Annotated in this window: 11 protein-coding genes and 4 pseudogenes; 11 read left to right on the top strand and 4 right to left on the bottom strand. The window is 35.8% G+C overall.

Annotated features, from left to right (window positions below):
* Window positions 1-1233: 1233 nt before the first annotated feature.
* Both rhuM (OPR52_RS03715) and rhuM (OPR52_RS03710) read right to left on the bottom strand, forming a co-directional pair.
* Window positions 1234-1880 (bottom strand): annotated as a pseudogene (rhuM, locus tag OPR52_RS03715) (RhuM family protein).
* 23 nt (window positions 1881-1903) lie between these two features.
* Entirely contained in the window at window positions 1904-2245 is a 342-nt protein-coding gene (rhuM, locus tag OPR52_RS03710; RefSeq protein WP_265038451.1) for a RhuM family protein, read from the bottom strand.
* 516 nt (window positions 2246-2761) lie between these two features.
* Here rhuM (OPR52_RS03710) and OPR52_RS03705 point away from each other — a divergent pair.
* The 4 genes and pseudogenes from OPR52_RS03705 to OPR52_RS03690 all read left to right on the top strand — a co-directional run.
* Entirely contained in the window at window positions 2762-3229 is a 468-nt protein-coding gene (locus OPR52_RS03705; RefSeq protein ID WP_265038450.1) for a crossover junction endodeoxyribonuclease RuvC, read from the top strand.
* Window positions 3230-3343: 114 nt separating this feature from the next.
* The gene (locus OPR52_RS03700; protein WP_264377086.1) at window positions 3344-4564 is read left to right on the top strand and encodes a DNA modification methylase; all 1221 of its coding nucleotides are present in this window, start codon (window positions 3344-3346) and stop codon (window positions 4562-4564) included.
* A 28-nt stretch (window positions 4565-4592) separates the two neighbouring features.
* Window positions 4593-5075 carry a hypothetical protein gene (locus OPR52_RS03695; protein WP_265038449.1) on the top strand — a complete coding sequence of 161 codons (483 nt, stop codon included), beginning with the start codon at window positions 4593-4595 and terminating at the stop codon, window positions 5073-5075.
* Between the two features lie 19 nt (window positions 5076-5094).
* Window positions 5095-6123, top strand: a pseudogene (locus OPR52_RS03690) (ankyrin repeat domain-containing protein); the annotation flags it as partial.
* A gap of 3 nt (window positions 6124-6126) precedes the next feature.
* Here the strand turns inward: OPR52_RS03690 and OPR52_RS03685 are convergent.
* Together OPR52_RS03685 and OPR52_RS03680 are read right to left on the bottom strand one after the other, a co-directional pair.
* Window positions 6127-6959, bottom strand: a pseudogene (locus OPR52_RS03685) (IS5 family transposase).
* Window positions 6960-7049: 90 nt separating this feature from the next.
* A protein-coding gene (locus tag OPR52_RS03680; protein ID WP_265037751.1) for an IS630 family transposase occupies window positions 7050-7909 on the bottom strand; the annotation gives its coding sequence in 2 pieces (ribosomal slippage) (window positions 7050-7585 and window positions 7585-7909; 861 coding nt in all).
* 61 nt (window positions 7910-7970) lie between these two features.
* Between OPR52_RS03680 and OPR52_RS03675 the strand changes: the two are divergent.
* The 7 genes and pseudogenes from OPR52_RS03675 to OPR52_RS03645 all read left to right on the top strand — a co-directional run.
* Window positions 7971-8450, top strand: a pseudogene (locus OPR52_RS03675) (ankyrin repeat domain-containing protein); the annotation flags it as partial.
* Complete coding sequence (locus OPR52_RS03670; protein ID WP_265038466.1) at window positions 8447-10273, top strand: phage terminase large subunit family protein; 1827 nt, start codon at window positions 8447-8449, stop codon at window positions 10271-10273. The pseudogene OPR52_RS03675 and the gene OPR52_RS03670, both read left to right, overlap by 4 nt.
* Before the next feature lies 1 nt (window position 10274).
* Window positions 10275-10499 carry a hypothetical protein gene (locus OPR52_RS03665; protein ID WP_211908700.1) on the top strand — a complete coding sequence of 75 codons (225 nt, stop codon included), beginning with the start codon at window positions 10275-10277 and terminating at the stop codon, window positions 10497-10499.
* Between the two features lie 26 nt (window positions 10500-10525).
* On the top strand, window positions 10526-11557 hold the full coding sequence (locus tag OPR52_RS03660) for a PDDEXK nuclease domain-containing protein (RefSeq protein WP_012482036.1): 1032 nt from the start codon (window positions 10526-10528) through the stop codon (window positions 11555-11557).
* Window positions 11557-12984 carry a phage portal protein gene (locus OPR52_RS03655; RefSeq protein WP_265015218.1) on the top strand — a complete coding sequence of 476 codons (1428 nt, stop codon included), beginning with the start codon at window positions 11557-11559 and terminating at the stop codon, window positions 12982-12984. The genes OPR52_RS03660 and OPR52_RS03655 overlap by 1 nt, the downstream gene beginning before the upstream one ends.
* Entirely contained in the window at window positions 12981-14072 is a 1092-nt protein-coding gene (locus OPR52_RS03650) for a S49 family peptidase (RefSeq protein ID WP_264707848.1), read from the top strand. The genes OPR52_RS03655 and OPR52_RS03650 overlap by 4 nt, the downstream gene beginning before the upstream one ends.
* Entirely contained in the window at window positions 14047-14415 is a 369-nt protein-coding gene (locus tag OPR52_RS03645; protein WP_262986414.1) for a head decoration protein, read from the top strand. The genes OPR52_RS03650 and OPR52_RS03645 overlap by 26 nt, the downstream gene beginning before the upstream one ends.
* The last annotated feature ends 15 nt before the right edge of the window (window positions 14416-14430 follow it).

The following is a 14430-nucleotide window of genomic DNA, read 5'->3' as shown; positions in this document are numbered from 1 at the left end:
TATCAGAGGCTTATAAATATGGTCAGAAGTTAGATGCAGAACGTTCGCGTAGGTATTCTACAATTGATTTATACGGAAGGGACGTCTATATACAATAAATTCGTTCTGTCAGGCATTTGAGAATAAAGCAGGTCTTGGTAGTCAACATTAGATCCGTGAACGATTGATACTTTAGCTACAAAAGGCTATATAAAATTTAATAGAGAAGGTAAAAATGGAGCAAGAACTAGATATGGGGTGCTTTGTGTTGCAGGCATGGAAAAGAAAAGTAAGGTAAGGTAAGGTAAGGTATTTGATCATCAACTGAATAAAGAAGTGATAATTTATGAAAGGATTTTACCGACCGACTATAAATCACTGGAGAATGGTAGCATCTTACCAGTTGAAAATCCGAATACTTGGGTTTATCATAGCATCTGCAATTAATAAAGTTTTCATAGAAACTATGAGTTACTTCAGTCTTCGGATTTGCTCAGTTTGTCTTTAGAATTTGCTTAGTCTATGCAGACTGAATTTAGTGAAGGCAAAAGAAATGCGAGATTTTCAATAACTTAGAGGGATTATCGAATTTTACAGCCGCAGACTGAATAATAGGGAAAAAAGCCAGGATTATAGAGGGTTTTGTTCAATTCTCAGTTTTCAGAATAACTCCTATTATTATACAATAATAATATAGTAGTATAACCTTAAAGCATACTACTTGTACCTAACCTTTGCAACTAAAATAAATATAATTTCTTAAAATTAAAGGAAGTCAGAAAAATAGGTGCAAATAACTTAATCAACAAAAACTCTATGTGCAATTGAAGTGTATAACTTTGAGTTTTCGTAGTTAAACTAGAAATTTGAGTCTAATGCTTTAAATTTTTTTAGAGAAGGTAAAAACACATTTTTAAGCTAGGTGTAATTTAGGATAGGGTTTTATCTAAGCTTATAACAGACCTTAAAGCTCAAATAAAAGCTATTCTTAAATCACCGTAGAAGAAAGAAATTTTTTCAAAAAAACTGTTAACGCAAAGAGGAGACGAAGATTTAAATTTTGGGTTTTATGTCTCCATGTTGATGGGCAAAACTAGAGCTGTACCTTTTAACGTTTATACTCTGGCTTTAAAAAATAGTGCCTTTTACCCCAAACTTTTATTTATTAAAAAACTGTAGTTGCAAAGAAAATTTCTGAAACCTAAAGAACAAATAGATTTTTTTATGATTTCTTTACCTTTACAAGATTCAGCCCTAAGCTTTTACACTTTTTTGATCAAGACTTTTCTTTTCTTCTACCAATTTATCAAAGTCTGACTTGTATGACTTATCCTGTGTTTTTCTAAACACCTCATATTCTTTTGTAGCTAGGGCAATTGCTACTTCATGAGAGGTTTTGCCATAATTCTGTAATATATCTTGCTCATTAAATCTTAAAAATGCATCGAGTTTCTCTTTCCAATCCTTCATATACATTACTTTACCCCTGGCAGCTTGAAACTCTGCGTAATCTATATACATATTTACTATTCTGTTTAGCTGAGCAATTTCATTTTTATCTAAATAGTTTTTTGCTACTTGCGTGTCAGAAAGAAAGATTTTTCCCTTAGGTGCCTTACGCCAATTTGTTAATCCCATATTAGGTTTACTTCTATCCACTCTGTTTGCAATAATTTCTGCTGCTGTATTTCCAGTAAATGCAATTTATTCTGCACTATAGCAAAGAAATTTTTCGTTTCGGTTGAACAACTTACATAGTCTACTGAAGTTGCATAAATGTCTGTGATTTTCTGATAAGCCACACGTTCACTTGCACGAATTTCTCTAATTTCTTCAAGTAACTCATCAAAAAATCGAGTATCAAATCTAGAGCCATTTTTAAATCTATTGCTATCAATCACGAAACCTTTGAAAATATACTTCTTTAGCTTATCAGTTGCCCATGTATGAAATCACGCTCTGAATTGACACGATAACCAACTGATATCACAGCCTCTAAATTGTAGAAAATCACATCACGTTTTACTTCTCTTTCTCCCTCTTTTTGAACTATCGAGGATTCCTCGGTAGTTGAGTTTTTATCTAGTTCTTTACATAGATAAATGTTCTTTAGATGCAATGAAATATTATCAATTGAACAGCCAAATAACTCAGCCATATGTTTCTGAGTAAGCCATAGATTTTCATTTTCAAATCTAACTTCAATACATACCTTTTCGTCATCTGTTTCATAGAACAAAATTTCATTATGATTATTTCTGTTCATACACTTCCTTTAACACCCTTTAAAAAGCAAATAAAAAGTACTACTAATGATTGGATTGATATAAATAAACTTACAAGTAAGTTTAACATCGTTTTTATTCATTGTAAAGAAAAAATTTGTATGAAGGAGAAAACTCATTTTGCAATAGCTTTCATAAGTTCCTTGTATCTCTCATCTTTTTTTATTGAGTGTTCCCAGAAAGCCTTTAAATTAGCTGATAGCAAGAGAAACAAAGTGTTTGCTAAGTTGCGTAATTGAGAAGAAATAACTTAACTCAAACAAAAAAAATTTAGTGCAAATCAAATTTCCAACCTCATTTCTAGTATATATCTGTTAAGAGGTAGTTGAAAGAGCTACTATAACGTAGACAACATTAATCCATATACTTCTTAGGAGTAGCACATGATTCTCGAATTTCCGTTGTTGGCCAACAAAAAAACTATAAACCGCTTTTTGATAGTACGTTCGAGGAACCAAACGATATTTTGGAATCAGTGCTACTTATAGTTTTAAATAATGTCAATCCTAACACTGGACCTCGGTAAACAGACAGGCTGGGCAATTCTAACAGATGGAGTAATTGAAAGTGGCAGCAAAAGCTTTCATGGTAGCCGTTTCAGTGGAGGTGGAATGTGTTTCTTAAACTTTCGTAATTGGCTTAATTCTTTGAAACATGAGTTCACTGCAGTGTATTTTGAAGAAGTGAGAAGACATCTAGGAACTGATGCAGCTCATTGCTATGGTGGTTTTCTTGCAGTGCTGTCTGCTTGGTGTGAAGAGAACAATATTCCTTACCAAGGTGTTAATGTTAAAACTATCAAACGCTTTATAACGGGCAAAGGCAATGCAAGTAAGAGTGAAATTATTGAAGCTGTAAAGGAAAAAGGATTTTCACCTAGAGATGATAATGAGGGGGATGCTTTAGCTTTGATGTTCTATGTTATGAATTTTAGTAAAGATATTAATAAGACGGAAAATCGATAAAAAGTGGGTCCTTTCAGCCATACTGGCGGGTTTAGTGGTGCTAACCTCAGGCCTTTTCTAGTGTTAGACATATTTTGAATATTAACTTTTTAATTATTAAGAATTTAAACATATATGAATTTAGCAATCCACTACTATCCTACTCGAGATCTAGTCGAATATGAGCGTAACCCACGTAAAAATGATGACGTAGTAAATAGAATGTGTGCTTCTATTCGGGAGTTTGGTTTTCGTATACCAATAGTTGCAAAAAGCGATGGGACTGTGGTTGATGGCCATTTAAGACTTAAAGCAGCAAGAAAACTTGGTATGGAGAGTATTCCAGTGGTCTTAAGTGATAATTTAAATGAACCACAAACCAAAGCTTTTCGGTTACTGGCAAATCAATCAGCTAATTGGGCAAAGTGGGATGATGATCTTTTGAAGGTGGAAATTCAAGAGTTAGAAGATTTACAATTTGATCTTAAAATGACTGGATTTGAGCTAGAAAAAGTTCAACATTTCCTTGATGACTTAGATGGTGAAAAAGAAGATTTTTCTGACTTGGTTGGTGATGAAAAAAGGGTAGAAATAACAAAACCAGGGGATTTATGGATTTTAGGTGATCATAGAATCTATTGTGGTGATAGCTCTGTAGTTGAATCATATAAAGCGCTGTTAGATGATAAAATGGCAGACATTACTGTTTGTGATCCTCCATATAACGTTGATTATGGTAGCAGTCAAGAAAGAGAGGATAAAAAGATACTAAACGATAATCAAGGTGAAAAGTATGAGCTTTTTCTCTATGACATCTGTTCCCATATTTTAGCATATACGAAGGGAGCAATTTACATTTGCATATCATCATCAGAGTTTTCAACGTTGAAAAAAGCATTTGAGGAGGCAGGAGGAAAATGGTCAACATTTATCATTTGGGCAAAGAGTCACTTTACGCTAGGAAGATCAGATTATCAAAGACAATACGAAGCAATGCTCTATGGATGGAAAAGCGGTAATAAACGTGAGTGGCATGGAGGAAGAAATCAAAGTGATCTGTGGTTTTATGATAAGCCAACACATAACTCATTACATCCAACAATGAAGCCAGTAGAGCTAATGGAGAGAGCAATAGTTAATAGCAGTAGACCTGGAGATATAGTATTTGATCCATTTAGTGGTTCTGGAAGTACACTGATTGCATGTGAGAGAACAGGAAGAATCTGTAGGACAATAGAGCTAGATTCAAAATTTGTAGATGTAACCATAAAACGTTGGCAAATATATACCGGAAGAGATGCCCTTTTAGCCAGTACTGGTAAAACTTTTGCGGAAATTCAAGAAGAAAATTCGTAAAAAGGAGCGAAAAGAGAGGAGGAAAAGAGTGGAAAAAATCACACAAACAGAATGGGCAAGAGAGATAGGAGTATCAAAGCAATATGTCTGTTCTTTAGTAAAAAAAGGAATAGTTGAGCTGGAAGATGGACTCATTGACCGAGAACAAGCAAACAGGGCTATAGAAACAATCAGAGATCCAAGTCAACCACTGAGAAGAAAAAACTATTCAGAAAGCGGAGAAAAACTTTCAACGATATTGCTAAAAACGCGAATAAAAAATGAAATGGAGCGAGGTAAACTTCTTGAGGCGAAAGCTAAGGCTGAGATAGGAGAACTTGTAGCAGTAGAAGAAGTAAAGCGCGATGCGTTTAATGTAGCAAGAGTTGTCCGTAATAATTTGCTTAATATTCCAAATAGAGTTTCAGCACTGCTGGCATCACTGAGCGACACTGAAAAGATTCATATGGCGCTAACCGAAGAGATTACAAACTCATTACAAGAATTATCTAATACTAAATTTCAAATATAAAAAAGATTTTGAATATAAAATGGCTGATAACTTAAGTTTAGAGTTAATAAAATGCCTCATTAATCAACCTGGATTAGATGTTAATGTCAGAGGGTTAAACGGAAAAACTCCACTGCATTGCGCTATAGAGTTTGATGAATTAAGTATGGTAGATCTGTTACTCACGAAAAAGAACATTAATCCTTTTGTTGAGGACAATGAAGGCAAAACCTCCTTAGATTATGCCAAAGAAGGTAAAAAAGCAGAAATATTACAAGCATTAATCAATCACAAATACGGATCAGAACAAGATAGCTTACTTCATTTAGCTGCAATGATAGGTGAAATTAATGCAGTTAGATATTTGATCAGAAAAGGTATTGACGTTAATGTACGAAATGCTCTGCATCATACTCCATTACATCTAGCAGCAGGCATAGGACATGAAAATGTTGTCAAAATTTTAGTGGAAGAAGGAAGCGCTGAAATAGATGTCTTTGATGCACGAAATCAGACACCAATGCACTATGCAGTTAATAACAAGAAGTTGGAGATAGTAAAGTTATTACTGGAGCTAGGAGCAGATGTAAATAGCGCACGTGTAGGACAAAACTCGATGAAATTATCACCTGTGCATATAGCTGTAAGTAATACTAATTACGATGAAAGGGATTTATGTCTTGATATTCTCAAATGCTTAATAAAGGAGCCTAATGCTCAAGTCAATTTGCAGGACTACGAAAATAGAACACCTCTACATTACGCTGAAAGACTTAAAACAATAGAGGTCTTACTAACGCGAGAAGATATAGACCCTCTGGTAAAAGACGATAGGGGCAAGACACCATTTGATTACGCTAAACCTGAGATAAAGAAGGCTTTGATGAGTAATAAATACGGTTCTGAAAAGAATAGTCTACTCCATTTAGCTGCACAAAGAGGAGAAATTGAGCTTGTAGATGCAATCTTAAAGGAAGAAATTGATATTGATATTGTAAATAATAAAGGTTTATCACCTATTTACCTTGCTGCAGAAAAAGGACATTTAGAGGTTGTCCGGAAACTAGTAAATTCAAGCATATTCCCTCTTTAACATAACCCTACTCATAGCTAGGTATATGAAATTCTCAGTGGATGTTGTGAGTAAATCATACTCCTTCGATAGCCTTCTATTCCTATTAACCCAAGCAAAAGTCCTTTCTACAACCCATCTTCTTGGCTGTACTTTAAACCCTTGTTCTCTTGTTGGTAGTAGCTCAGGTGGCGTATCTTTGTGCACCCAAAATCTACATGTAGGCCTTTTAACAATTTCAATATCTATGTCATATTCTTCCTTTATGTGATTCTTTAAATTTCTTCCTTGGTATCCCATGTCAGCCCACATTTTTTTAACTTTAGTATATTTTGTTCTCATATTGTTTAATGCTATTTTAATACCATCTCTATCATTTTCGTTAGCAGCGCCTACGTAACAACCTAGTATAAAACCCTGAGTGTCTGTAATTATATGCCTTTTTCTACCCTTTACTTTTTTACTTCCATCATAGCCTTTGATCCCCCCTTTTCTGTAGTCTTTACAGATTGACTATCTACTATACAGGCACTCGGCTGCTCATTCCTTCCTATTTTTCTTCTACTATATTTTGTAATTTCATAATTCATTTTCTCAAAAATTCCCTGCTTCTTCCATTGCCTGAACTGCTCATACACAGTCTTCCATAGCGGAAAATCATTTGGTAAATACCGCCATTGACACCCTGTACGCAATACATAGAAAATTGCTTCTAATATTTCTCTTTTGCTATACTTTGGCGGCCTTCCTCCTTTCTTGTATGATACTCTGAAGTGTTTTTCTATTCTTGCCCATTCCCTTTCGCTTAGATCTGTTGGATACTTTTTTCTCATCTTTACCCCGTACTAAAATTTCAGATATTATAGCCTTTTACTTGTTTCCGGACAACCTCTTATAGCATTTCTCATAATAGTCCGAACAGGTCATAGGAAGGCAGAATCAACAGCACGACGAAAGGATTCGAATAGAGGAATGTTTTTCCTGGCTCTGTTTTTTATAGCAAACCAATGATGCTCAATTTTGTTGAAATCTGGAGAATAAGGCGGCAGATACAAAATTTCTGCACCAACCCCTTTAGCAAGCTCGATAATCTTATCAGACTTATGAAAAGTAGCATTGTCAAGAATGACAGTCTGTCCAGGTTCCAAGATCGGTGTCAAAAATTGCTCAAACCATCCATTAAAAACATCCATATTACAGTGGCCTTCAAAGGTTAACGGAACAACTATCTTTCTTCCACTTAAGGCTGCAACCATACTGATTCGTTGAGTTTTCTTTCCAGATTTTAAGGCATAAAACCGCTGTCCTTTCTGGCAATATCCGTAGGGGTAGTCTTCGGTGTTATCAATGCCAGACTCATCTATATACACTAAGTTTTTAGGTTCTTTTGTCGCTATAATTTTCAAAAATTCAGCACGTTTTTCTTCGTTTCTTTCCTTGTATCCATATGTCTTTTTTTGCGCGTAAATTCAATTTTTTTAAGGGCTCGATAGATCGTTTGGATACTAACGTTGTTCCAAAGTTTAGCCATTTCCGATAGAGTCTTTCCTCCGTGTTCTCTGGCAAATTTGGCAAAGGTATCCCAGTCGGTAATTTTGTGATTGTAACCCCCATTTCCAAGTTTTTTTGATTGAAAGTCTCCTGTTTCTTTTCTTCTTTGCTGCCACTCCCATAAAGTAGTTCGTCCAATCTTAAATCTTGCTGCCACTGTTTCTCTGCTTTCTCCTTCGTCTAGCGCTTCCATTGCTTTTTTTCTTAAATCATAACTATATGCTGCTGGCATTCAACCTCCTTATCATCATCTACCCTTATCCTATCACATCCGGACTTTTATGGAAAGAGCTATACATGTAGTAAAATTACTACTGAAAAAAGGAGCAAACTATACACCTGTTTTGCACTTAGCAATCAAGTCAAATAATTTAGAGTTACTTAAAGTTTTATTTACTGAAAAAAATGGAGCGTTACTCTGCAGAGATACCGTTGTTAATTTTCCAACCCTTCATAATAAATATATAGCACAGAGAGAAATAGCAGATAAAAGGATGAAAAAACATAATAATATTATCTGCATCTGTATTACAGTTAGCGCAGTAGCAATGGCAGCATATATAGGTTTAACAGCAACAACAATAAGCAGTACAATCATTTTTGCAACAACAACAGGAATACTTGCGCTTATTATAGCAATAATGATAAGTGAGATGAGCAAAAGATACATAGAAAAGGAATTTCAGAAAAAGATGTTTATGGAACTGGAAGAGTGTAGTTCTACTGTTAATGATGTTGAGATAGAGTCAATTATGAGTAGATGCAGACAATGATATACGCTAGAGCTTTTTCTGAAGGTTTAAGACCAGATCCAGAGCTTAAAGTATCAGAGTGGGCAAATGAGTATCGAGTTCTAGCACCAACTGCAGCATCAGAGCCAGGGAAATGGAGAACAGAAAGAACTCCTTATTTAAAAGAAATAATGGATTCACTTTCTCCTTCTTCACCTGCAGAAAAAGTAGTATTCATGAAAGGAGCGCAGATTGGGGGAACAGAAGCTGGTAACAATTGGATAGGCTATATCATCGATCAAACACCAGGGCCAATGCTAGTAGTACAGCCAACAGTTGAAATGGGAAAACGTTGGTCAAAAGGAAGATTTGCGCCACTGATTGAAAGTACACCATGTTTAAAAAGTAAAGTAAAAGACCCAAGATCAAGAGATTCAGGGAATACTGTACAAAGTAAGGAATTTCCAGGTGGAATAGTAGTAATAACCGGAGCAAATAGCAGTGTAGGTCTCCGATCTATGCCAGTAAAATATCTCTTTCTTGATGAAATAGATGCCTATCCAGGAGATTCGGGAGGTGAAGGAGATCCAGTTTTACTCAGCATAGCCCGTACTAATACATTTGCACGGCGAAAGATTTTTTTAGTATCAACGCCAACGATTCATGGAATAAGCAGAATTGAGAAGGAATTTGAAGCTACAGACAAGAGATATTTTTTTGTACCATGTCCGCATTGTAATTATTACCAAATTTTAAAGTGGTCACAAATAAAATGGGAAGATAAAAATCCAAATACAGCACACTATATGTGTATAGAATGTGGTGAAAAGATAGAAAATCATCAAAAGACAGAGATGCTAGACCGTGGAGAATGGAGAGCTACAGGGGCAAAAGAAGGGGAGAAAAAAGGATTTCATCTTTCAAGTCTTTATAGTCCAGTAGGCTGGTATAGTTGGCAACAAGCAGTAGAGGACTTTCTCCATGCAAAGGAAAGCGAACAATTACTGAAGGTTTGGATAAATACTACGCTTGGAGAAACCTGGGTAGATAAAGGAGAAGTACCAGATTGGAAGCAATTATTTAACAGGAGAGAATTTTTTCCCGTAGGCACAGTACCAAAAGGTGAAGTGGTTCTCACAGCAGGAGTAGATGTCCAAAAAGATCGGTTAGAAGTAGAAGTTGTAGCATGGGGAAAAAGCCGTGAAAGTTGGTCAATAGACTACCGAGTATTTGAAGGAGATACAGGAGGAGGAGAAGTATGGGGAAAGCTTTCGGAGCTCCTCAATCATCATTTTATTGGTGAAAATGGTCTTGAATATATGATAAGTATGATGGCGGTTGATGCAGGGTATGCAACGCAGGAAGTGTATAATTGGGTAAGGAGTCATCAAGGCTCTGGAAGAGTAATGGCAGTAAAAGGTGTAAATAAAGCACTAGTGCCACTTAGCAGCCCAAGTAGAGTAGATATAACAGTTGGTGGTCAAAAGCTAAAGAGAGGAATAAAGCTATGGCCAGTAGGAGTATCGATATTAAAGTCAGAGCTTTTTCAATTACTTAATGTTTTAAAAGAAGGTGAAGAAGCTCCAGCAGGATATTGTCATTTTCCCGAATATGCACCTGAATATTTTAAGCAGCTAACAGCAGAGCAATTAGTCAGCAAAGTGGTAAAAGGATACACCAAACAAGAGTGGCAGAAGGTAAGAGAAAGAAATGAAGTACTGGATTGCCGAATTTATGCGAGAGCAGCATCTATTGCGCTTGGAATTGATCGTTGGCCAGAGAGTAAATGGAATAGTTTGAGTGGAAAAATGGAAAGCAAAAAGCCTAAAAAAGTAAGGCAAAGCCAATGGTTGAATGAGAAGTGAAATGTATAACGAAGAATATTTAATTCAAGTCGAAGAAGCGATAAAGAAACTACAAAATGGAGAGAGAGTAGTATCAATTGCATATGGTGACCATATTGTACGGTACGGGGAAGTTCAAATAAAGGATTTATTGGAGCTCAGGCAACGAATAAAAGCGGGGTTAAAAGTTGCGGGCATGAAGCCAAAGAGGAAAATTGTTTTTTCAACGAGTAAGGGGATCATATAATGATGAAAATCGTTGAAAGGAACCGTATGACAAAAATTATAGCAAAAGAATATACAGAATTTTTAGAGCAGCTGAAAGAACAGATTGCTATTAGTCGTTATAAAGCAGCAAGAACAGTAAATAAAGAGCTACTACTACTTTATCATTATATTGGAACACAGATTCTAGAAAAACAAAAGAGCCAAGGTTGGGGATCCAAAGTAATTGAGCAGTTAAGTAGAGACTTAAAGGCTGAGTTTCCAGAAATGAAAGGTTTTAGCACAAGAAATCTAAAATATATGAGGCAGTTTGCAGGGGAATATCAAGATATTGAATTTGTGCAACAACTTGTTGCCCAATTGCCATGGGGACATAATGTATTTCTGATGGACTTAGTTCGGGACAAAGAAGCGAGGCTATTCTACATAAAAGAAGCTATAGAACATGGCTGGTCAAGAAACATCATGGTAATGCAGATTGAACTTGGGTTACATAAACGTCAAGGAAAGGCTATCACTAATTTTAAAGAGAAGTTACCTTCACCTCAATCAGATCTAGCGCATTACACGTTAAAAGATCCATATATTTTTGATTTTTTAAGTATAGGAAAGGATGCTCATGAAAGAGAAGTAGAAAAAGGTCTTGTAGGACATATGGAGAAGTTTTTGTTAGAACTTGGTGAAGGCTTTGCATTTGTAGGTAGACAATTTCATTTAGATGTTGGTGATGAAGACTTCTTTGTCGATCTATTATTCTACCATCTAAAATTACGTTGTTTTATAGTAATTGAATTGAAAGATAATAAGTTTAAACCAGAATACGCCGGTAAAATGAATTTCTACCTTTCAGCAGTAGATGACTTGCTAAAACACGAGACAGATCAACCATCTGTAGGGTTGATTTTATGTAAATCTAAAAATGATGTACTAGCAAAATACACTCTAAAAGATATGACAAAACCAATAGGACTAGCAGAATATCGAATAACTGAAAGTCTACCAGAGAATATAAAGACAGCTTTACCAACGATAGAGGAATTAGAAGCTGAGTTATCTAAAGTTTCAGATAAAGAGAAGTAATGCTACTCAAATCATTCAAACAACTATTTAGTAAGCCAAAAATCAAAAGCTCAGCCTGGGATGCAGCAGGCTCAGGAAGAAGATTTTTTCACTTTCAACCAGAGTTAGGAAGTATAAACAATTTGCTGTCTCAAAGCCTTGAAACTTTACGTAGTAGATCACGTGATATGGTGAGAAAAAATCCATATGCAGCAAATATTATTGATACAATAGTAAGTAACTCTATTGGAACAGGAATAAAGCCGCAATCAAAAGCAAAGAATGCAGAATTTCGAAAGAAGGTGCAAGAATTATGGCTAAAATGGACAGATGAAGCAGACAGTAACGGAGTAAGTGATTTTTATGGATTGCAAGCTCTAGTGTGCAGAAGTATGATAGAGGGAGGAGAATGTTTTGTACGTTTAAGAACGAGAAAGCTGGAAGATAGATTTTCTGTACCATTACAACTACAAGTACTTGAGTCTGAACATTTAGATAATAAAACAAATCAAACTTTAGGAAATGGTAATGTAATAAGAAACGGGATTGAGTTTAACAGGCTTGGGCAAAGAGAAGCATACTACCTATTTAAAGAACACCCTGGTGAAAGTATGTTTGGAGAATCAGTGAGAGTGCCAGCAAATGATGTTTTACATATTTATAGACCATTAAGACCTGGGCAAATCAGAGGGGAGCCTTGGCTTTCTAATATACTGCTGAAGCTTTATGAGCTTGATCAATATGATGATGCAGAGCTGGTGAGAAAGAAAACTGCAGCAATGTTTGCTGGATTTATTACGAGACTCGATCCAGAAGCAAATATCATGGGAGAAAGTGAAAGTAATGAGCAAGGAGTGGCACTATCAGGTTTAGAGCCAGGAACAATGCAGCTTTTAGACCCAGGAGAAGACATAAAATTTTCAGAACCGTCAGATGTTGGAGGAAGTTATGAAGCGTTTATAAGACAGCAACTCAGGGCAATAGCGATTGGTACAGGGATAACATATGAGCAACTAACAGGAGATTTAACCGGTGTTAATTATTCATCAATTAGAGCAGGATTAATAGAGTTTCGTAGGAGATGTACAATGTTACAGCATAACATAATGGTATTTCAGTTTTGCCGTCCTGTATGGGATAGGTGGTTAGAGTTAGCACTACTTTCTGGAGAGCTAGACATAGGTGAAGAATGGACAAAGGGAAAAGAAGGAGCAAAAAAAGAAGTAAAATGGATACCACAGGGATTTGATTGGGTCGATCCGCTAAAAGATCAGCAAGCACAGCAAATGGCAGTAAGAAATGGATTCAAGAGTCGAGCGGAAGTAGTATCAGAAATGGGTTACGATGTAGAAGAAATTGACCAAGAAATAGCAGAAGATCAAAGACGTGCAAGTGAACTGGGCTTAAGTTTTGATTCTGACGTTACGGCCAATCAAGAGGTGATATGAAACAACAATGGCTAAACAGATGTGTAATGGTAGAACCAAGGAGTTTTGAGTTACTGTCACTACAAACAGGAAAGCAGCCTATCTTTAAAAATATAAAACATGCAGTAAGAAATAGTGAAAGAGGAATAATACCGATACATGGCATTTTAACTAAAAAACCTGGTGCATTTGATGAAATGCTCGGAATGACATCATATGAGCAAATAGAAGAACAAATTACACAAGCATTAGCAGATAGTAGCATAGAGACAATTATACTGGAAATAGATAGCCCCGGAGGAGAGGTAAACGGTATATTTGACCTAGCTGACTTTATTTATGAATCAAGAGGAAAAAAGAGGATAATAGCGATAGCAAATGATGATGCATATTCTGCTGCGTACGCTATAGCTTCTAGCGCTGAAAAGGTATTTGTGAGTAGAACTTCAGGAGTAGGAAGCATAGGAGTAATAGCAAGTCATATAGATCAAAGTGGGTTTGATGAAAAACAGGGAATAAAATATACGACAGTATTTGCAGGAAGTAGAAAAAATGATTTAAATCCACATGAGCCAATAACTTCTGAGAGTTTAGAAAACCTAAAAAGCGAAGTGAATCGTTTATATGGAATGCTGGTTGAGCTAATAGCACGCAATAGAAACCTTTCTGTAGAAGCAATCAAATCAACAGAAGCAGGGCTATATTTTGGCGAGAAAGCAGTAGAGATAGGTCTTGCAGATGGAATTACAATTCTTTCATCTATTAATCAAAACAGGAGTATTATTATGAATGAACAAACTACAAATGACCTAAAAACTAATAATTTAACTAAGTATCGTACTGAAGTTGTTGAATTAATACGTTTGTGTAACTTATCACGAATGCCAGAGAAAATAGGAGAATTTATTGAGCAGGGTGTAAGTGTTGAGCAAGCAAGGGAGGTTTTAATGGAATTACTTGCAGAAAGAACAAAGAAGACAGAGATAATAAGTACAATACCACAGAATTCAGGAGAAGAGTTGATGATGCAGGTAGCGAAAAGTCGTAGGCATTTAAAATATATAACAAAAGGAGAAAAGCAAAATGAGTACTATAACCGAACAAAATAATCTGAGTGACTTATTAAAGTATGAGGCATCAAGCCTGTATTCAAGAGATCAAATAACAGTAGCAAAAGGGCAGAACCTAAAGCTTGGTACAGTAGTGGCTCTCGATAAAGATAGCATGGTTAAGATAATAAATCCAACTGCCACAGATGGTACACAAACAGCGATAGGTGCAATAGTAAGTGATGTAAATGCGACAGAAAATGCCAAAGCAGTAATCATTACACGTATAGCAATGCTAGCAGATCATGCAGTTGTATGGCCAGCAAATATCACTGAAGAGCAGAAAGCTGCAGCAATAAAGCAACTTGAAGGACGAGGGATCATTGTCCGCAAGGGAGTGTAACTTAAATTAATAAGG

It is taken from the genome of Wolbachia endosymbiont (group A) of Hylaeus communis (assembly GCF_947251915.1).
In the GTDB taxonomy this organism is placed as follows: domain Bacteria; phylum Pseudomonadota; class Alphaproteobacteria; order Rickettsiales; family Anaplasmataceae; genus Wolbachia; species Wolbachia pipientis.
Note: the sequence above shows the minus strand (reverse complement) of the source record. Positions and strands in the feature narration are given on the sequence as shown.